This window comes from Aeromonas sp. FDAARGOS 1406 (assembly GCF_019048565.1).
Taxonomy (GTDB): domain Bacteria; phylum Pseudomonadota; class Gammaproteobacteria; order Enterobacterales; family Aeromonadaceae; genus Aeromonas; species Aeromonas caviae.
This window is the reverse complement of record NZ_CP077378.1, coordinates 4,599,878-4,617,441: the sequence shown is the minus strand read 5'-3', so window position 1 is coordinate 4,617,441 and position 17,564 is coordinate 4,599,878. Positions and strand designations below refer to the sequence as shown.

The 17,564-nt window shown below is 60.5% G+C and carries 18 protein-coding genes; 6 read left to right on the top strand and 12 right to left on the bottom strand.

Features of this window, described 5'->3' with window-relative positions:
* Nucleotides 1–50 precede the first annotated feature (50 nt).
* The 3 genes from iscR to I6L36_RS21645 form a co-directional block, all read right to left on the bottom strand.
* Nucleotides 51–554: a Fe-S cluster assembly transcriptional regulator IscR gene (gene iscR / locus I6L36_RS21655; protein WP_025327241.1), complete on the bottom strand. Its 504-nt coding sequence runs from the start codon at nucleotides 552–554 to the stop codon at nucleotides 51–53.
* A gap of 94 nt (nucleotides 555–648) precedes the next feature.
* Nucleotides 649–1,374, bottom strand: a complete 726-nt coding sequence (gene trmJ, locus I6L36_RS21650) for a tRNA (cytosine(32)/uridine(32)-2'-O)-methyltransferase TrmJ (protein WP_109112001.1) — start codon at nucleotides 1,372–1,374, stop codon at nucleotides 649–651.
* 190 nt (nucleotides 1,375–1,564) lie between these two features.
* Nucleotides 1,565–2,077: an SCP2 domain-containing protein gene (locus I6L36_RS21645; RefSeq protein WP_109112010.1), complete on the bottom strand. Its 513-nt coding sequence runs from the start codon at nucleotides 2,075–2,077 to the stop codon at nucleotides 1,565–1,567.
* A 187-nt stretch (nucleotides 2,078–2,264) separates the two neighbouring features.
* On the opposite strand from I6L36_RS21645, the gene I6L36_RS21640 reads away from it, so the two are divergent.
* Nucleotides 2,265–3,260, top strand: coding sequence for a peptidase U32 family protein (locus I6L36_RS21640; protein WP_109112000.1), 996 nt, complete (start codon nucleotides 2,265–2,267; stop codon nucleotides 3,258–3,260).
* Nucleotides 3,261–3,272: 12 nt separating this feature from the next.
* Complete coding sequence (locus tag I6L36_RS21635) at nucleotides 3,273–4,145, top strand: U32 family peptidase (RefSeq protein ID WP_109111999.1); 873 nt, start codon at nucleotides 3,273–3,275, stop codon at nucleotides 4,143–4,145.
* A gap of 75 nt (nucleotides 4,146–4,220) precedes the next feature.
* Here the strand turns inward: I6L36_RS21635 and nlpI are convergent, their stop codons facing one another.
* The 7 genes from nlpI to queA all read right to left on the bottom strand — a co-directional run bounded on the left by nlpI (nucleotide 4,221) and on the right by queA (nucleotide 11,250).
* Nucleotides 4,221–5,153 carry a lipoprotein NlpI gene (nlpI, locus tag I6L36_RS21630; RefSeq protein WP_301554361.1) on the bottom strand — a complete coding sequence of 311 codons (933 nt, stop codon included), beginning with the start codon at nucleotides 5,151–5,153 and terminating at the stop codon, nucleotides 4,221–4,223.
* Nucleotides 5,154–5,243: 90 nt separating this feature from the next.
* On the bottom strand, nucleotides 5,244–5,612 hold the full coding sequence (locus I6L36_RS21625) for a rhodanese-like domain-containing protein (protein WP_039038735.1): 369 nt from the start codon (nucleotides 5,610–5,612) through the stop codon (nucleotides 5,244–5,246).
* A gap of 100 nt (nucleotides 5,613–5,712) precedes the next feature.
* On the bottom strand, nucleotides 5,713–6,660 hold the full coding sequence (secF, locus tag I6L36_RS21620) for a protein translocase subunit SecF (RefSeq protein ID WP_039038736.1): 948 nt from the start codon (nucleotides 6,658–6,660) through the stop codon (nucleotides 5,713–5,715).
* Between the two features lie 9 nt (nucleotides 6,661–6,669).
* Nucleotides 6,670–8,523: a protein translocase subunit SecD gene (secD, locus tag I6L36_RS21615; protein WP_109111997.1), complete on the bottom strand. Its 1,854-nt coding sequence runs from the start codon at nucleotides 8,521–8,523 to the stop codon at nucleotides 6,670–6,672.
* An 18-nt stretch (nucleotides 8,524–8,541) separates the two neighbouring features.
* Complete coding sequence (yajC, locus tag I6L36_RS21610) at nucleotides 8,542–8,877, bottom strand: preprotein translocase subunit YajC (RefSeq protein WP_010675070.1); 336 nt, start codon at nucleotides 8,875–8,877, stop codon at nucleotides 8,542–8,544.
* A 50-nt stretch (nucleotides 8,878–8,927) separates the two neighbouring features.
* Nucleotides 8,928–10,064: a tRNA guanosine(34) transglycosylase Tgt gene (gene tgt / locus I6L36_RS21605; protein WP_010675071.1), complete on the bottom strand. Its 1,137-nt coding sequence runs from the start codon at nucleotides 10,062–10,064 to the stop codon at nucleotides 8,928–8,930.
* A 118-nt stretch (nucleotides 10,065–10,182) separates the two neighbouring features.
* Nucleotides 10,183–11,250, bottom strand: coding sequence for a tRNA preQ1(34) S-adenosylmethionine ribosyltransferase-isomerase QueA (gene queA, locus I6L36_RS21600; protein ID WP_010675072.1), 1,068 nt, complete (start codon nucleotides 11,248–11,250; stop codon nucleotides 10,183–10,185).
* Between the two features lie 211 nt (nucleotides 11,251–11,461).
* On the opposite strand from queA, the gene I6L36_RS21595 reads away from it, so the two are divergent.
* From I6L36_RS21595 to ahpF, 3 genes are all read left to right on the top strand, one after another.
* Nucleotides 11,462–11,908, top strand: coding sequence for a CBS domain-containing protein (locus I6L36_RS21595; protein WP_109111996.1), 447 nt, complete (start codon nucleotides 11,462–11,464; stop codon nucleotides 11,906–11,908).
* 629 nt (nucleotides 11,909–12,537) lie between these two features.
* Nucleotides 12,538–13,104, top strand: coding sequence for an alkyl hydroperoxide reductase subunit C (gene ahpC, locus I6L36_RS21590; RefSeq protein ID WP_010675074.1), 567 nt, complete (start codon nucleotides 12,538–12,540; stop codon nucleotides 13,102–13,104).
* A gap of 142 nt (nucleotides 13,105–13,246) precedes the next feature.
* A complete protein-coding gene (gene ahpF, locus I6L36_RS21585; RefSeq protein WP_041215014.1) occupies nucleotides 13,247–14,833 on the top strand; it encodes an alkyl hydroperoxide reductase subunit F in 1,587 nt (528 codons plus the stop codon).
* Nucleotides 14,834–14,904: 71 nt separating this feature from the next.
* On the opposite strand, the gene I6L36_RS21580 is transcribed toward ahpF, so the two are convergent.
* Nucleotides 14,905–16,224, bottom strand: a complete 1,320-nt coding sequence (locus tag I6L36_RS21580; protein WP_109111995.1) for an MFS transporter — start codon at nucleotides 16,222–16,224, stop codon at nucleotides 14,905–14,907.
* A 115-nt stretch (nucleotides 16,225–16,339) separates the two neighbouring features.
* Between I6L36_RS21580 and I6L36_RS21575 the strand changes: the two genes are divergently transcribed.
* Nucleotides 16,340–16,585, top strand: coding sequence for a hypothetical protein (locus I6L36_RS21575; protein ID WP_109113220.1), 246 nt, complete (start codon nucleotides 16,340–16,342; stop codon nucleotides 16,583–16,585).
* A gap of 124 nt (nucleotides 16,586–16,709) precedes the next feature.
* Here the strand turns inward: I6L36_RS21575 and I6L36_RS21570 are convergent, their stop codons facing one another.
* On the bottom strand, nucleotides 16,710–17,459 hold the full coding sequence (locus tag I6L36_RS21570; protein ID WP_042863985.1) for a class I SAM-dependent methyltransferase: 750 nt from the start codon (nucleotides 17,457–17,459) through the stop codon (nucleotides 16,710–16,712).
* Between the last annotated feature and the right edge of the window lie 105 nt (nucleotides 17,460–17,564).

The window sequence follows — 17,564 nt, the reverse complement described above, 5'->3', positions numbered from 1 at the left end:
TTTTCTCCGTTACGACGGGGTCACACAGCGACTCGTCGTGGAAAGCACGTTTATAGTTGGACTTTCAAGCTCACATCACCGCGTTCGGCCCGATCAACCAGGGACAACACGGTCTTCATTTGTTCATCTTGCTTGCCGGCGATACGGCGCACATCGGCCTGACCAACCAGCTCGGCCAGGGTGATATCCCCCAGGAAACTGGAGATGCGTTCGCTCAGATCCCGCCACAAGGAGTGGGTCAGGCACTGGGTACCACCGTGGCAGCCCCCTTTGCCGAGGCACTTGGTCGCATCGACCGATTCATCGACCGCAGTGATCACCTGACCGACCGAGATCTCGCCAGGGGCCAGACCGAGGCGATAACCGCCACCGGGGCCACGTACGCTGCTCACCAGACCATGTTTGCGCAGACGAGCAAACAGTTGTTCCAGATAGGACAAGGAGATGCCCTGGCGCTCTGAAATATCAGCCAGGGGCACGGGCCCCTGCTCTGCATGCAACGCCACGTCGAGCATGGCTGTCACCGCGTAACGTCCTTTTGAGGTCAGTCTCATATGCCTTACCGTCTTGCGAACCAATCAATATGTGGCATATGGTCACATACCCGACTAAATCAGTCAAGTATATGCTTGAGTAAATCAGTCGGGATTAATCTTGTGCCCTGGACTTCTGGACAGAGGTGAGAATGCCCCGCAAGATGTTCAACTCCACCGCTTCGGGTCTGGCCCGATTGAATAGACGACGCAGTTTGCTCATCACATGGCCTGGGTGGTCATCGGCAATGAATCCCGTCTTTTGCAACGTCTGCTCCAGATGCTGATAAAACCCTTCCAGTTGCTGGGCGCTGGGGTACTCGACCCGCTCATCCTCCGGCTCCTGGTTCTGTACTTCCAGCCAGCGCATCCGCACCTCGTAACAAAGGGTCTGCACTGCCATGGCCAGATTGAGGGAGCTGTATTCTGGATTGGCGGGAATGGCCACATGGAAGTGGCATTTTTGCAGTTCGTCATTGGTGAGGCCGGTGCGTTCACGGCCAAACACCAGCGCGACCGGGTGCTCCATGCCCTCGGCAACCAGCTTCTCGCCCGCTTCACGGGGATCCAGCATGGGCCAGCTCAAGGTCCGGGAACGGGCACTGGTGCCGATGACCAGACCACAGTCGGCAATGGCTTCATCCAGGGTCGGCACGATTCGGGCGCGAGCCAGGATATCGCTCGCCCCCGCCGCCAGGGCGACGGCCTCCTCATCCGGCTGGGCCTGGGGATCGACCAGCACCAGTTGAGTCAGCCCCATGGTCTTAATGGCCCGCGCCGCGGATCCCATGTTGCCGGTGTGAGAGGTGTTTACCAACACGATACGAATCTGATCCAACATGCCCAGTCAATCTTCAGTCAAAAATGGCGCGCAATTGTAACATAACCAATCGCTATTTTGGCACCGCTTCCGACCAGGCATTTCTGCACAAACAGGCAGATGATACATCCCCACCCTGCGTGGTCACGCTGACAGTGGGGTACTGCGGCTCAAGTTCACCTGTTCCGCAGCACTCGGGCAAGAAAACGGCTCAGCCCATTGTCGCGGCAGTGGGCACGTGCGTCTCGCGGGCCCGCTCGATAAAGGTCGCCAGATCCATCAGGGGGTATTTCATCAATCCCAGCCCGTCCAGATCCAGGCTGTCCATCAGATTTTTCACCTCCAGGCCCAGCTCTGTATCCCCCTCTATCTTCAGCCGGCGCTGGAAGAAGAGGGAATCCGGGTCTTCACGGCGCCCGGCGATCAGAACAAGATCCTGGCTATTGCCGCTGAAACAGACATCGGCGTGCTCACACTCCCTCGCCACTACCAATTTGCCCTCCTGCTCGCTGATAAACCAGCATAACCCCAGATCGCTGACTTCCACTTTCAGCCACTTGCCCGCAAGAAACGCAAATTCCCCCTCTTCGATGGCCTCCCGGAATACCCTGCCCAGCAGGGCCTCCATCAGGTTTTGTTGCAAAGGGAAGGGCACCAGCTTGAGGGGGTGGCGCAAGAGACGGGGTGCCTGTTCAACCAGGCGACGTTGCAGATGTTGAAACACGATAAACTCCCAGTTTTTTGCGCATTCAAGCACAGCCCCTTCGGCAAGATCCTGTTGAAAATCAAACTTGTGCCCACTTACCTCAAGAAGGGTAAAGCCACCTAAAGCTGCCTCAGGTCAAAAAGCGGGGGCGCAAGCATGCATACAATCGGGCCACTTTGCATTTTTGCCCTCTCGGAGCGTACCGATGGAATTACTCTGCCCGGCAGGCAGCCTGCCGGCACTGAAGACAGCCGTGGATAACGGGGCCGATGCGGTCTACATCGGCTTCAAGGATGACACCAACGCCCGCCATTTCGCCGGGCTCAACTTCACCGACAGCAAGCTGGAAAGAGCGGTTGACTATGTGCACCAGCATGGCCGCAAGCTGCACATCGCCATCAATACCTTTGCCCACCCGGGCTCCGATGCCCGTTGGAAGCAGGCCGTGGACAAAGGGGTGGCGCTCGGTGCTGATGCCCTGATCATCGCCGATCTCGCCGTGCTCGATTATGCCAGCCGCCGCCATCCCGACATGGAGCTGCATGTCTCGGTCCAGGCCAGCGCCACCAACGCCGCCGCCATCCGCTTCTACCAACAGCACTTCAACGTCGGCCGGGTGGTGCTGCCGCGGGTGCTCTCCATGCATCAGGTCAGGCAGCTTGCCCGCGAGACCGACGTCGGCCTCGAGGTGTTCGCCTTCGGCAGCCTCTGCATCATGGCGGAGGGGCGCTGCTACCTCTCCTCCTACATGACCGGCGAGAGCCCCAACACCGTCGGTGCCTGTTCACCGGCCAAGTTCGTGCGCTGGGAGGAGACACCGAGCGGCCTCGAATCCCGCCTCAACGAGGTGCTGATCGATCGTTACGGCCCGGGGGAAAACGCCGGCTACCCGACCCTGTGCAAGGGGCGCTTCGAGGTGGATGGCCAGACCTATCACGCTCTGGAGGAGCCCACCAGCCTCAACACCCTCGGCCTCCTGCCCGAGCTGTTCCTGACCGGCATCCAGTCAGTCAAGATCGAGGGGCGCCAGCGCAGCCCCGCCTATGTGGAGCAGGTGACCCGGGTCTGGCGCGCCGCCATCGACGTCTATCAGGCCAACCCCGAGGCCTATCAGGTCAAGGCTGAGTGGGATGCCCAGCTCGCCCGCGTCTCCGAGGGGAGCCAGACCACCCTCGGTGCCTATCATCGCCAGTGGCAATAAGGAGCCCTGTTCATGAAATTCTCTCTCGGCCCCCTGCTCTTCTACTGGCCCAAGGCCGACACCCAGGCCTTCTATCAGGCGGCCACCGCCAGCCAGGCCGACATCGTCTATCTGGGGGAAACCGTCTGCAGCAAGCGGCGCGAACTGAAAGTGGATGACTGGATTGCCCTCGCCCGTCAGGTGGCGGGCTCCGGCAAGCAGGCGGTACTCTCCACGCTGGCGCTGATCTCAGCTCCCTCCGAGCTCAAGGAGGTCAAGCGGCTGGTCGACAACGGCGAGCTGATGATCGAGGCCAACGATCTGGGGGCCGTCCAGCTCGCCAGTGAAGCCGGGCTGCCGTTCGTCTGCGGCCCCGCCATCAACGCCTACAACGCCGACGTGCTGCGCATGCTGCTTAAACAGGGGATGCAGCGCTGGGTGATGCCGGTGGAGCTCTCCCGCGACTGGCTGATGCAGCTCAATCAGGATCTGGGCAGGGAGCGCCAGCAGTTCGAGGTGGAGGTGTTCGCCTATGGTCATCTGCCGCTCGCCTACTCGGCACGCTGCTTCACCGCCCGCTCCCTCGACCGGCCCAAGGACAACTGCGAACTGGCCTGCATCCACTACCCCACCGGGCGACTTGCCAGCAGTCGCGAAGGGCAGAAGGTGTTCAACCTCAACGGCATCCAGACCCAGTCCGGTTACTGCTACAACCTGGGTAACGAGCTCAAGGGGATGGAGGGGCTGGTGGATGTAGTGCGCCTCTCGCCCGAAGGCATGGAGACCCTGACGATGCTGGAGTGCTTCAAGGCCAACGAACAGGGGATGGCCCCCCTGCCCTTGCTGCAGGAGCGGGACTGCAACGGTTACTGGCGCCAGATCCCCGGCATGAGCCTGGTGGAGTAGCGGCGCACCCCGTGTCACCAGACAGCAAAAAGGCCTCGTCAAGAGGCCTTTTTCATGGGGATCAAACCCGTTTAGTCACGCTTTGCCGCTCTTGCCCTGGGCTCCGGGTGGCTGGGGCTTGCGCGCCATCAGTTCCAGCTCCAGCAAGGCATAGCGATGCTCGATGAAGTCATAGACGTTGTTGGCCAGCGCCAGCTTGAAGTAGCTGATGGCTTCCTTGCGGTTACCCTTGGCCAGCTCGAACTTGCCGAGGTAGAAGTAGGTCTCGCACAGGCGCTCGGCGAGCTCCCTGTTGTCCTTGACCCCTTTCACCACGTTGCTCATCAACTGGGTGGCATTGATGTCGCCCGTATAGAGGCGCACCAGATCCCAGTTCCAGGCGTCGTCGTCATACTTGTTGAGCCGCTCGCGCATCCGGCTCATGGCCGCCGGTCCGTTGAGCTTCTGCTCGGCCAGATAGAGCCAGATCACCCGATAAGGGTCTTCTGGTTGCGCCTCGTAGAAGCGCTTCATATCCGCCGCGGCAAGCTCGGGGCGATTACCGTAATAGAGCGCGATTCCCCGGTTGAGATAGGCGTAGTCGTAATCCGGGGCGAGCTCCAGGGCGGAGTCGAACGCCTCATAGGCCTCGTCGTAGTTCTGCTGTTGAACCAGATAGACACCGATGAAGTTGTAGGCCTCGGCAAAATCCGGCTTCTCCCGCAGGGCGCGGTTGAAGTCGAGTCGCGCCAGGGAACGCAAGCCCACCCGGTCAAACACCACGGCACGCTCATAGAAGAGTTCTGCCCGCTGTTCGGTCGTCAATTCCATTTCACTGAGCATCTGCCCGAGTCGCGCCAACGCCAACTCGCTCTGGTAGGAGACCTGCAAGGGGGTCGCCAATACCAGTGAAGCGGGTTGCGGCTTGGGAACTTGAGGCGCTTGTACCTGACTGCTACTGCTGCAACCCCACAAGGGGAGCAACAACAGGATACCCGTGAGGTATCCAATCCCTATCCTGACGTTCAATGAACACTCCGACGCTTACGCTTGACCCCGCATATGGTAAAGATCACGGGGCCGTTTGTCATGTGGCGCAGCCCCTCTCCCTCAAATAAATCAGGATTCGACAGGGTATCCGGCATCGCTCCAGCCGCGAAAGCCTCCATCGACGCTGACGACCCGGGAATAACCCATCTTCTGCAGGTTATCCGCCACCAGGATGGAGCGAAATCCCCCACCACAATAGAGGTAGAGTTCGGTGTCGGGATCCGGATACCGGGTCTCGATGTCACGCTCTATCACCCCGCGCCCGAGATAGGTGGCCCCCGGCAGATGGCCCCTGGCCCACTCGCTCTCTTCGCGCACGTCGATCAGATGAAATGCTCGGCCCTCATCCTGCCAGCGCTTGATCTGATGCACATCGGTTTCCTGCACCTGCGGGCGGATGGCCTCTACCAGGGCCAGAAAACGGGGATTGTGTTGCATGGGCTTGCTCCTTGCTTTGGGTAATGGATGCTGGGTTGTGGGGAGCATCATGACTCACCCCGGCCACAAGAGAAAGGGCGCCTTGCGGCGCCCTTGTCTGTTACGGCAGGATCTCTTGCTGATCCGCGCCCTCTTTTTCCACCTGGGTCGGCAGCATGTGCTCCCGCTTGATCCCGAGGAACATGGCTGAGGCGCTCGCCACATAGATGGAGGAGTAGGTCCCGAAGGCCACCCCGATCACCATGGCGATGGAGAAACCGTGGATCAGAGGCCCGCCTTTGAGCAGCAGCGCCACCACCACCACGAAGGTCAACCCCGAGGTGATGATGGTCCGGCTCAGGGTCTCGGTCATGGAAAGATCCATGATCTCCGCGGTGTCCCCACGGCGTACCTTGCGGAAATTCTCCCGCACCCGGTCGAACACAACGATGGTGTCGTTCAGGGAGTACCCCACCAGCGTCATCAGCGCCGCCAGCACGGTCAGGTCGAACTCGTACTGGAAGTAGGCAAAGATGCCGAGGGTGATGATCACGTCGTGAGCCAGGGAGAGGATGCCCCCCGTGGCCAGACGCCACTCGAAGCGCACCGCCACGTAGATCAGGATACAGAGGATGGAGGCCAGCATGGCCAGGGCACCGTCGGTGGCCAGCTCGTCACCCACGGAGGGACCGACGAACTCGACACGCTTGAGCACGGCGCTCTCGTCGACCAGCTTGGCGGCCGCCAGGACCTCGTTGCCCTGCTGCTCGACCTTGACGCCCTCTTGCGGGGCCATGCGCACCAGCACATCACGGCTGGAGCCGAAGAACTGCAGGGTCGCCCCGTCAATCTTCTGCTGATCCAGCGCCTCGTGCATCTTGTCCAGGCTCACCGACTGCTGGAACCCCACCTCGATGGTGGTACCGCCGGTGAAGTCCAGCCCCCAGTTCAGGCCACGATCGTACAGAACGTAGAGGGCGAGCACCGTTACCAGAGCAGAGAGGACCATACCCAGCTTGGCGAAACGCATGAAGGGGATGGGCTTTTCAAAATGTAGAATTTGAAACATGTCTCTTCCTTAGATCGGCAGCTTGTCGATGCGCCGTCCACCCCAGGCCAGGTTGATGATGGCGCGGGATACCGTGATGGCAGTGAACATGGACGCCGTCAGGCCGATCCCGAGGGTCAGGGCGAAGCCCTTGATGGCACCGGTACCGATACCGAACAGGATCACGCAGGTGATGAGCGAGGTGACGTTGGAGTCGGCGATGGTGGAGAAGGCGCGATCAAAGCCCAGGTGAATGGCTTGCTGCACCCCGCGACCATTGCGGATCTCTTCACGAATACGCTCGTAGATCAGCACGTTCGCATCCACCGCCATGCCCAGCGTCAACACGATACCGGCGATGCCCGGCAGGGTCATGGTGGCCCCCGGGATCATCGACATGATACCGACGATGAGCACCAGGTTCATGGTCAGCGCCAGATTGGCCACCCAGCCGAAGGCACGGTAGTAGATCCCCATGAAGAGCACGATCACCAGCATGGCCCAGCCGATGGCTTCCATCCCGCTGTCGATGTTCTGCTGACCCAGGCTCGGGCCTATGGTGCGCTCTTCGACGATCTGGATGGGGGCAATCAGGGCACCGGCACGCAGCAGCAGCGCCAGGTTGTGGGCTTCGTTGGCGTTGTCGATCCCGGTGATACGGAACTGGCTACCCAGGCGAGACTGGATGGTGGCGACGTTGATCACCTCCTCCTGCTTGCGGAACTTGCGCTTGCCGTCCGGACCAGGCTGACCCACCGGCTTGTACTCGATGAAGACGGTCGCCATGCCCTTGCCAACGTTGTCCTTGGTAAAGTTGGCCATCTTGTTGCCACCCTGACCATCGAGCTTGATGTTGACCTGGGGACGGCTGTATTCATCGAAACCGGACTGGGCACCCACGATGTGGTCACCGGTCAGGATCACGCGCTTTTGCAGTACCACGGGACGACCGTTGCGATCGTTGTAGACCTTGGAGCTCGGCGGCACGCGGCCTGCGGCAGCGGCCTGGATATCGGCAGCCTCATCGACCATGTGGAACTCCAGGGTCGCGGTGGCACCCAGGATCTCCTTGGCACGGGCGGTGTCCTGGATCCCCGGCAGCTCGACGATGATACGCTCACCGCCCTGCTGCTGGACCAGCGGCTCGGCCACACCCAGTTCGTTCACCCGGTTGCGGATGATGGTGATGTTCTGCTCGAGGGCATACTTCTTCACCTCTTTGACCTTGGCTTCGCTCAGAGTGGCCAGCAGGATGAAGTCATCCCCTTTCTGGTCTGTGGTGAAGACAAGATCCGCATTCTGGCGACGCAGGAAGGAGAGTGCCTTGGCCTGATCGGCCTCGTCACGGAAGACCACCTGCACCTGATCCCCGACCCGGCGTACACCGGAGTAGCGGATCTTCTGGGTACGCAGCTCGGCGCGGAAATCCTGCACCATCTGTTCCTGCTGCTTGGCCAGCGCTTCGGCCATGTCCACTTCCATCAGGAAGTGCACACCGCCCCGCAGGTCAAGACCGAGCTTCAGGGGCGCCGCGCCGATGGCCTCAAGCCAGGCGGGGGTGGAGGGTGCCAGGTTGAGGGCGGTGATGAAATTGTCGCCCAGCTTGTTGGCCACGATATCGCGCGCCTTGAGCTGGTCTTCGGTGTTGTTGAAACGGATCAGGATGAAGCCGTGCTCGAACGCCGCATGCTTGACCGGGATCTTCGCCTCGTCGAGGGTTTCCTTCACCTGATCGAGGGTTTCTAGTTTGACTTCGGCACCACGGCTGGCAGAGACCTGCAAGGCCGGGTCTTCGCCGTAAAGATTGGGGGCTGCATATAGAAAACCGATGGCGATCACGACGATCACCATCAGGTATTTCCACAGCGGATAGCGATTTAACACGCTGTGCTCCTCGGGAGATTAGAGGGACTGGATAGAACCCTTGGGCAGAACGGCAGAGACGAAGTCACGCTTGATGGTGACCTGGGTCTGATCGTTCAGGGCCAGCACAATGTAGTCGCTGTCGGCGGAAACCTTGGCGATCTTGCCGACCAGGCCACCGGAAGTGAGCACTTCGTCGCCCTTGGAGAGGGAGCTCATCAGATTGCGATGCTCCTTGGCACGCTTGGCCTGGGGACGGTAGATCATGAAGTAGAAGATGAGACCGAACACGGCCAGCATGATGATCATTTCCATGCCACCACCCTGTGCTGCCGGAGCCGCGCCTTCTGCATACGCCTTGGAGATAATGCTCATTTAACAACCTCTTATTGATGTAGATTTGAATACTAACTTATATGTCGTTGTTATTTCACGTCATTTTCAGCCAGTGGAGGCACAGGCTTCCCTTGCCGACGGTAAAACTCAGTTACAAAGTCGTCTAATTTACCCTGCTCGATCGCGTCCCGCAAACCCTGCATCACGCGCTGGTAATAACGCAGGTTGTGGATGGTATTCAGACGGGCACCGAGGATCTCGTTGCACTTGTCCAGATGGTACAGATAGCTGCGGGTGTAGTTCTTGCAGGTGTAGCAATCGCAGTCCGCATCCAGGGTGCTGGTGTCTTCCCGGTACTTGGCGTTGCGGATCTTGACCACGCCATCGGTGGTAAAGAGATGACCGTTGCGGGCGTTGCGGGTCGGCATCACGCAGTCGAACATGTCGATACCGCGGCGCACCCCTTCCACCAGATCCTCCGGCTTGCCCACCCCCATCAGGTAGCGCGGCTTGTCGGCCGGAATTTTCGGGCAGACATGGTCAAGGATGCGATGCATGTCCTCTTTGGGCTCACCCACGGCGAGACCGCCGACCGCGTAACCGTCGAAGCCGATCTCAAGGAGACCGTCCAGCGACACATCCCGCAGCGGTTCGTAGACAGAACCCTGAATGATGCCGAACAGGGCGTTCTTGTTGCCGAGCGCATCGAACTTGTCACGGGAGCGCTTGGCCCAGCGCAGGGACATCTCCATGGACTTGCGCGCTTCCTCATAGGTGGCCGGGTACGGGGTGCACTCGTCGAAGATCATCACGATGTCGGAACCCAGATCGTACTGGATCTCCATGGACTTCTCGGGGTCGAGGAAGATCTTCTCGCCGTTGATGGGATGACGGAAGTGCACCCCCTCCTCGGTGATCTTGCGGATATGCCCCAGACTGAACACCTGGAAACCACCGGAGTCGGTCAGGATCGGCCCCTGCCAGTTCATGAAGTCGTGCAGATCGCCGTGGGCGCGCATCACTTCCTGACCCGGGCGCAGCCAGAGGTGGAAGGTGTTGCCAAGCAGGATCTGGGCACCGGTCTCACGTACCTCTTCCGGTGTCATCCCCTTGACGGTGCCGTAAGTGCCGACCGGCATGAAGGCCGGGGTCTGGACCACGCCACGCTCGAACACCAGTTGACCGCGACGGGCACGCCCATCGGTGGTTTTCAATTCAAATTTCATTGCTACCTCTATTCAGTCAGAGAAACAGTCTGACAACAAAGGGCCCGAGGAGCCCGGTAATATGAAGCCGGCCGGCATACTGACAAGCAGAGCCTGAACGACTTCTGAAGGGCAAGGCTTAACCCTGCACCCGGCGACGGGTGACGAACATGGCGTCCCCGTAGCTGAAGAAACGGTACTGTCCCGCCACGGCGGCCTGATAGGCGGCCATCACGTTGTCATAGCCGGCAAAGGCGCTGACCAGCATGATCAGGGTGGATTCGGGCAGGTGGAAGTTGGTGATCATGGCATCGACCACCTGGAACTCGTAACCGGGGAAGATGAAGATGTCGGTGTCATTGAAGAAGGGCGCCAGCGGCTTGCCCTGGGCCAGGGTCGCCTTGGCTGCGCTCTCCAGGGATCGTACCGACGTGGTGCCCACCGCAACCACCCGACCGCCGCGGGCGCGGGTCGCCGCGATGGCATCCACCACCTCCTGGGGCACTTCGGCGTATTCCGAGTGCATGTGGTGATCTTCAATCTTGTCGACGCGCACCGGCTGGAAGGTGCCCGCCCCCACGTGTAGGGTCACGAAGGCCATCTCCACGCCCTTGGCACGGATCTGCTCGAGCAGCGGCTCGTCGAAGTGCAGACCGGCGGTCGGCGCCGCCACGGCACCCGGCTTCTGGTTGTAGACGGTCTGGTAGCGCTCCTTGTCGGCATCCTCGTCGGGACGGTCGATATAGGGAGGCAGCGGCATGTGGCCGATGGCATCCAGAATGGTCAGCACAGGGCGCGGGTCCAGGAAGTGGATCTCGAACAGAGCGTCGTGGCGGGCACGCATCTCGGCCTCGACGGGCACGCCGTCGGCACCGCCATCCAGAAGGAGACGGGTACCTGGCTTGGGGGACTTGGACGAGCGGACGTGCGCCAGCACGCTGTGCTCGTCCAGAATGCGCTCCACCAGCACCTCAAGCTTGCCGCCGCTGGCCTTCTGGCCAAACATGCGCGCCGGAATGACACGGGTATTGTTGAACACCAGCAGATCGCCGGGGTTGAGCTGGTCAAGCACATCGACAAAATGACCGTGGCGCAGGGCGCCGGTTTGACCATCGAGCTGCAGCAGGCGGCTGGCGGTACGCTCCGCCATGGGATAGCGGGCAATCAGCTCGTCTGGCAGATCAAAATGAAAATCGGATACTTGCATCTTTCACCTCGGGGGAATCGGCGGCTAGTCTAGTTATCCCCCTCTTCCAAGGCAACCCAAAAGACTAAAAACCCAAGGAAGACAAGGGATAGCGGGCCATTTTGTGAGGTTGGGCCCGTTAAAAAACCTTTAAGGTTTTGTATTGACCCCGATCATGTTCTGGCGACGGGGGCTGGGCTAGGGTGGAAGCAGACACACAAGGAGGCCCACTATGATGACCCTCTCCGAGATCATGACTGAACACCCCTTTACCCTGGGTCCGGAAAACAGCGTCAAGCAGGCGATGGAGCTGATGCAGCAGGAGCGGATCCGTCACGTTCCCATCGTCGATGAACACCAGCATCTGCTCGGTCTGGTCACCCTCTCGGACATCCTGGCCACCCGTGAATCCAAGCTGCTGCTGATCAACCTCGAGCGGGAGGCGGAGTTCACCGACAGCGTCCAGCTCGACGAGATCATGACCCGTCAGGTTGCGAGCGTGGATCCCCACGCCGGCATCAAGGAGGCGGCTCTGTATCTGCAGCGCCACAAATATGGCTGTCTGCCGGTACTCAAGGGGCGCAAGCTGGTTGGCATCGTCACCGAGTCGGACTTCATCGCCGTGGCCATCAATCTGCTGGAGCTGATGGAGGAGCAGGAGCCCCCAACCGACTTTTGATCTTAAAATTATGTAATAAAATTACAATAAAAGCGTTTTCAGCCTAATTAAACGGCCATTCAAGTGAAACACTTTCAATTTGACTGTAAAATTACACCACAAAACTTGCGTTGTGACATTCATCACACTATGATGCCCACCATGCAATGGTTGCCGAAGAGGAGATGAGGATTGTGCACCCGCCATCTTCTCTTCATATGTCTGCAAGTTTGCACACCCCGTAGTTAGTCTTTGCTGTAAAGCATATTTATCGCCATTCCTTGTTTGATGACCCGGCCCTGTCTGTGCGACGGCGCCGGGATTTTTTTATCCCTCTTTTTTCTACTGCGCCGCCTCGTCTGCCCCCTTCTCTGCTCACGCAATGAAAACAAATCCGGCCCAGCCCTTGAAAATGTGACATGCAGGACAGAAATTGAACTTCGACAATGAGTTATCTCCGAAGGCCTGAGATATTCATGTTAGGTACAGTTGTGATGGTCTATCTAATAAATAGATTTATGTGATTCAAAATTGTGGCTTTGACCGATTAGAAAAAGTCACTATGATGACTCCATCGAAAGTTAAGCGCCTCGTCTGGCACGACTCTTCAACACCAGACAGGCATATGTACATCACCAAGGAGCAAATACATGTCTACCTACATCAACACTGAAATCAAGCCGTTCAACGCCACCGCCTACCACAATGGCAAATTCGTTCAGGTGTCTGACGCTGACCTGAAAGGCAAGTGGTCCGTGGTGTTCTTCTACCCGGCTGATTTCACCTTCGTCTGCCCGACCGAGCTGGGCGACCTGGCCGACAACTACGCCGAATTCCAGAAGCTGGGCGTCGAGATCTACGCCGTCTCCACCGACACCCACTTCACCCACAAGGCCTGGCACGACACTTCTGACACCATCCAGAAGATCCAGTACCCGATGATCGGCGACCCCACCGGCACCATCACTCGCAACTTCGGCGTGATGATCGAAGAAGCTGGCCTGGCTGACCGCGGTACCTTCGTCATCGACCCGCAAGGCGTCATCCAGATCGTTGAAATCAACGCTGGCGGCATCGGCCGTGACGCACTGGAACTGCTGCGCAAGGTCAAGGCTGCCCAGTACGTTGCTTCCCACCCGGGTGAAGTGTGCCCGGCCAAGTGGAAAGAAGGCGACGCCACCCTGGCCCCGTCCCTGGATCTGGTAGGCAAAATCTAAGCCTCCCCGCTCTGAAGACCGGCCCGTTCAAGGGCCGGTCTTGTTTACGGCCCTCAGAAAATGCGCCGGTCTGCTGTGTGGACCTCTGTTTTCTGTATCCGGTCATCGTGCCGACCCGCATTCAGCAAGAAGGAATTCGACCATGTTAGATACCAACCTCAAACAACAACTCAACGGTTACTTGCAGTACATCGTCAATCCCATCGAGATCAGCGTGTCCGGCAATGACAGCGACAAATCCGCCGAACTCCTGGCATTGGCCAGCGAGATCGCCGAGATGTCCCCCAAAATTTCCCTGACCGATGGTCGTAACGCCCGCAAGCCTTCCATGAGCATCGCGCCCCAGGGCCAGGCCCCGCGCGTGCACTTTGCCGGCATTCCCATGGGTCATGAATTCACCTCCCTGGTGCTCGCCCTGCTGCAAAGCGGCGGTCACCCCTCCAAGGCCGATCCGGCCGTGCTGGAGCAGGTGAAGAACCTCAAGGGCGAGTTCCACTTCGAGACCTATATTTCACTCTCCTGCCACAACTGTCCGGACGTGGTACAGGCCCTGAACCTGATGTCCACCCTGAATCCCGGCATCACCCACACCATGATCGACGGTGCCCTGTTCCAGGATGAGGTGAACGAGCGTCAAATCATGGCGGTCCCGAACGTCTACCTGAACGGTCAGCCGTTCAGCCAGGGCCGTATTTCGCTGGAAGAGATCGTCGCCAAACTCGACACCGGCGCTGCCGAGCGCAAGGCGCAAGAGCTGAGCGAAAAAGCGCCTTATGACGTGCTGGTGGTGGGCGGTGGCCCGGCCGGCGCCGCCGCGGCCATCTATGCCGCCCGCAAAGGCATTCGCACCGCCATTGTCGCCGAACGTTTCGGTGGCCAGGTGATGGACACCGTCGGCATCGAGAACTTCATCTCCGTGCCCTACACCGAGGGCCCCAAGCTGGCCGCCAGCCTGGAGCAGCACGTCAAGCAGTACGGCGTGGAAGTGATCACCGAGCAGCGTGCCGCCGCCATCAGCAAGGATGGTTACGTCAACGTGGACCTCGCCTCCGGTGCCACCTTGAAGAGCCGCGCCGTGATCCTGGCGACCGGTGCCCGCTGGCGCGACCTGAACGTGCCGGGTGAACTCGAGTACCGTACCAAGGGTGTGGCCTACTGCCCGCACTGTGATGGCCCCTTCTTCAAGGGCAAGCGCGTGGCGGTGATCGGTGGCGGCAACTCCGGCATCGAGGCGGCCATCGATCTGGCCGGCATCGTCGAGCACGTCACCGTGGTGGAGTTCGCCGATACCCTGCGTGCCGACGACGTGCTGCAGAAGAAGGCCCGCTCCATGGGCAATATCGACATCATCATGAGCGCCCGCACCACCGAAGTGATCGGCGACGGCAGCAAGGTGGTGGGCATGGACTACGAAGATCGCACTACCGGCGAGATCAAGCATCTGGCGGTGGCCGGCATCTTCGTCCAGATCGGTCTGGTGCCGAACACCGAGTTCCTCAAGGGGAGCGAAGTGGCCCTGACCCGCTTTGGCGAAATCGAGATCGACACCAAGGGTGCCACCTCCCTGCCCGGCGTCTATGCCGCAGGGGATGCCACCACGGTACCGTTCAAGCAGATCATCATCTCCATGGGGGCAGGTGCCACCGCCGCCCTGGGTGCGTTTGATTACCTCATTCGCAACCCGGCGCCGGAAGCACAAGCTACCCAGGCCGATGCCGTGACCGCCTGATAACCGCCGCCCAACAAAAAACCGACTCGCTGGAGTCGGTTTTTTTATCCCTGTCGTTGGGTCGCCAGCCTTCAGCGCCCCTGCGGCGCGTCCCTCTCCTGCCCCTCTTCACTCACCGCTCTCTCTTCTGCATCAGGCACGGCATAGCTCGCCGGCACTGCCTCCCCTTCCAGATCCGTTCTTGGCTCCAGCTCCGCCGTCATGGGGGTGTTGGGGGGCACAGGCATGAAGACCTGATGCTCCGTCAGCGGAATGGGGGCTCGCTTACGCCTGCGCCAGCCGAGATAGGCCGACAGCAGCAGACCGCACAGGGCAAAGTAGACGAACAGCCCCTGTGGTCCGAACGTCGCCATGGTAAAGGGGGCCAGCAGCGGACCCGTCATGGCTCCCAGGCTGTAGGCAAGCAGCAGCCCCTGGTTTGCCCCCAGCACCTGATCCGGGCGCAGTTCATCGCAGGCATGGCTGAGGCTCAAGGGATAGATGGAGAACGCCATGCCCCCCAGCAGGAAGACAAGAGTCCCCTCGATTGGCTCGCGCCAGGGCCCCGGCAGCAGCACCATCAGCAACGCGATCAGGGTCAGCAGGGTGCAGAGCAGCAGGATCACCAACCGTCTGTCGTAGCGATCAGATGCACGCCCGATGGGATATTGCAGACACATCCCCCCCAGGATCACCAGCGCCATCATGTCCGCCACCTGGGAGAGGGAGGCGCCGCTGTCGGTGAAATAGAGCGGCAACAGCCCATAGATGGCCCCGAGGATGAGGCCCGAGGTAAAGCTGCTGCCCATTCCCGCCGGAGTGAGGCGCACCAGCTCCAGCACTCCCACCGGCTGGGGTGCCACCATGGCCGGCGTCGCCACCCGGGAGAGCGCCAGAGGCACCACGGAGAGGGTCGCCGCCATGGCGCACAGGGCGAACGGCGTCAGCACCATGGGGTCCACCTGCTTGAGCAGCAGCTGGCCCAGGGCGAGTGAGCCGTACAGCAGGATCATGTAGAGGGACATCAACCGCCCCCGGTTCGCCGGGGTGCTTGAGACCAGCATCCAGGACTCCAGCACCACGAACAGGCCGCCGGTGGCAAACCCCCCGATCAGCCGCAGCGCCGCCCAGGTGACAGGCTCCACCACCATGCCGTGCAGCAGAAACAGAAAACAGAGCAGGGAGGCATAAGCCGCATAGGCCCGGATATGACCCACCCGGATGATGAGGCGGGCATTGATGAAGGTCCCCAGCACCAGGCCGCCGAAATAGGCAGCCGACACCAGACCGATGGCCTGGGCGGACACCTGCTCGGCGGAGAGACGCACCGTCAGCAGGGTATTGAACAGACCGTGACCCAGAATGAAGATCACCAGACTGGTCAGGGGGGACAGCAACCTTGTCAGTGCCATGGAGCCTCCTCGCAACAAAAGGGTCATGGTAGCCCCTGCCTCCCGCCCCCTTCAACCCGAATGCCCTCCCCCTGCGGGCTATGCTTGACGGGAACCCCACATGGAGATCCGAAAGATGAGACTCATGCTGTTGTTGGCCGCCCTGCTCTTTTGCGGCAGCGCCCTCGCCTTCCACTGCCCCATGGACATGAAGAAGATAGACGACGCCCTGGCCGCAGGCCCCGCCCTCAGTGCCGAGCAACTGGCCGAGGTGAAGCAGTTGAGGGCGGACGGAGAGACCCTGCACAACGCGGGCAAGCATCAGGAATCGGTCGATACACTGGCCAAGGCCATGACCATTCTCGGCATCGATCAGGGCTGATACCACCCCTTCGCCGCGCGACGGTCTCTTTCGCATCACCCGGATACAGACCGCCAAAATGAAACAAGGCCCTCGCCATCACTAACGGGGGCCTTTTCACTGCGGATGTCAGCGCTGAACGGGGCTACACCCGGCCACTGTAGACCAGGGTGCAATAGTTGAAGGCTATCTTGCCGTCAACGGCATGGCGAGCAAACTCGCGGCGAACGAGCGCCGTCATCTGATCGTGGGCCGGCGTGCCCGCCACAGGCGCATAGGAGGAGGAGTTGAGCCGTCCAAGCACCCCGTCAAGATCGAACAGCTGGCTGTTCTCGAAGCGATCGAGCCGGTACTCCCCGGTGAAGAAGGCGCGAAAATCCGCCTCGCCGAGGTTGCGATGATTGACCTCCTCGTAATCCCCCGAGTAGGCGTGCAACCCCTCTTCATAGGCCTTGAGAAACGGGGTATTCGTCAGCCTGTCATTCCAGATGAGGGCGACCTGGCCACCGGGCTTGAGCAGCCGCTGGCACTCCTGCCGAAAAGCCGCGCGATCGAACCAGTGAAACGCCTGGGCGACCGTCACCAGATCCATCGCCCCCGTGGGCAGGCCCGTGGCTTCCGCACTGCCGTGCAGCCAGCCAATGTTCCCCACCTGGGCGAGCAGCCGTTTGGCGGCTGCCCGCATATCGTCGTTGGGCTCCACCGCCCAGACCCGCGCGACCCGGGGGGCCAGCAGGGCGGTCAGGATGCCGGTGCCGGCGCCGATGTCGGCCACCTGGGACTCGGGCCCCATGGCCAGCTCCCTTGCCAGAAAATCCAGCATGGCGGCGGGATAACCGGGCCGATACTTCACATAGGCCTCGACCCGGGTCGAGAATCGCTGGGTACTGTCCATGGCAGACTCCTCTCTTGCTGCGGCCTTCATGCCGGCTCCCGGCCTGGTGACCAGGATCCCCATGCCACTACACTTGACCCCATCATGCAAGCCCCAAGCGGGTGG

Bases quoted from the DNA above. Each gene is read 5' to 3' on its own strand.
- queA (WP_010675072.1), bottom strand. From the start codon at position 11,250: ATGCAAGTATCCGATTTTCATTTTGATCTGCCAGACGAGCTGATTGCC.
- I6L36_RS21640 (WP_109112000.1), top strand. From the start codon at position 2,265: ATGGAATTACTCTGCCCGGCAGGCAGCCTGCCGGCACTGAAGACAGCC.
- I6L36_RS21580 (WP_109111995.1), bottom strand. From the start codon at position 16,224: ATGGCACTGACAAGGTTGCTGTCCCCCCTGACCAGTCTGGTGATCTTC.
- I6L36_RS21635 (WP_109111999.1), top strand. From the start codon at position 3,273: ATGAAATTCTCTCTCGGCCCCCTGCTCTTCTACTGGCCCAAGGCCGAC.
- I6L36_RS21575 (WP_109113220.1), top strand. From the start codon at position 16,340: ATGAGACTCATGCTGTTGTTGGCCGCCCTGCTCTTTTGCGGCAGCGCC.
- trmJ (WP_109112001.1), bottom strand. From the start codon at position 1,374: ATGTTGGATCAGATTCGTATCGTGTTGGTAAACACCTCTCACACCGGC.
- tgt (WP_010675071.1), bottom strand. From the start codon at position 10,064: ATGAAATTTGAATTGAAAACCACCGATGGGCGTGCCCGTCGCGGTCAA.
- secF (WP_039038736.1), bottom strand. From the start codon at position 6,660: ATGTTTCAAATTCTACATTTTGAAAAGCCCATCCCCTTCATGCGTTTC.
- ahpF (WP_041215014.1), top strand. From the start codon at position 13,247: ATGTTAGATACCAACCTCAAACAACAACTCAACGGTTACTTGCAGTAC.
- I6L36_RS21570 (WP_042863985.1), bottom strand. From the start codon at position 17,459: ATGGACAGTACCCAGCGATTCTCGACCCGGGTCGAGGCCTATGTGAAG.
- I6L36_RS21595 (WP_109111996.1), top strand. From the start codon at position 11,462: ATGATGACCCTCTCCGAGATCATGACTGAACACCCCTTTACCCTGGGT.
- I6L36_RS21625 (WP_039038735.1), bottom strand. From the start codon at position 5,612: ATGCAACACAATCCCCGTTTTCTGGCCCTGGTAGAGGCCATCCGCCCG.
- ahpC (WP_010675074.1), top strand. From the start codon at position 12,538: ATGTCTACCTACATCAACACTGAAATCAAGCCGTTCAACGCCACCGCC.
- iscR (WP_025327241.1), bottom strand. From the start codon at position 554: ATGAGACTGACCTCAAAAGGACGTTACGCGGTGACAGCCATGCTCGAC.
- yajC (WP_010675070.1), bottom strand. From the start codon at position 8,877: ATGAGCATTATCTCCAAGGCGTATGCAGAAGGCGCGGCTCCGGCAGCA.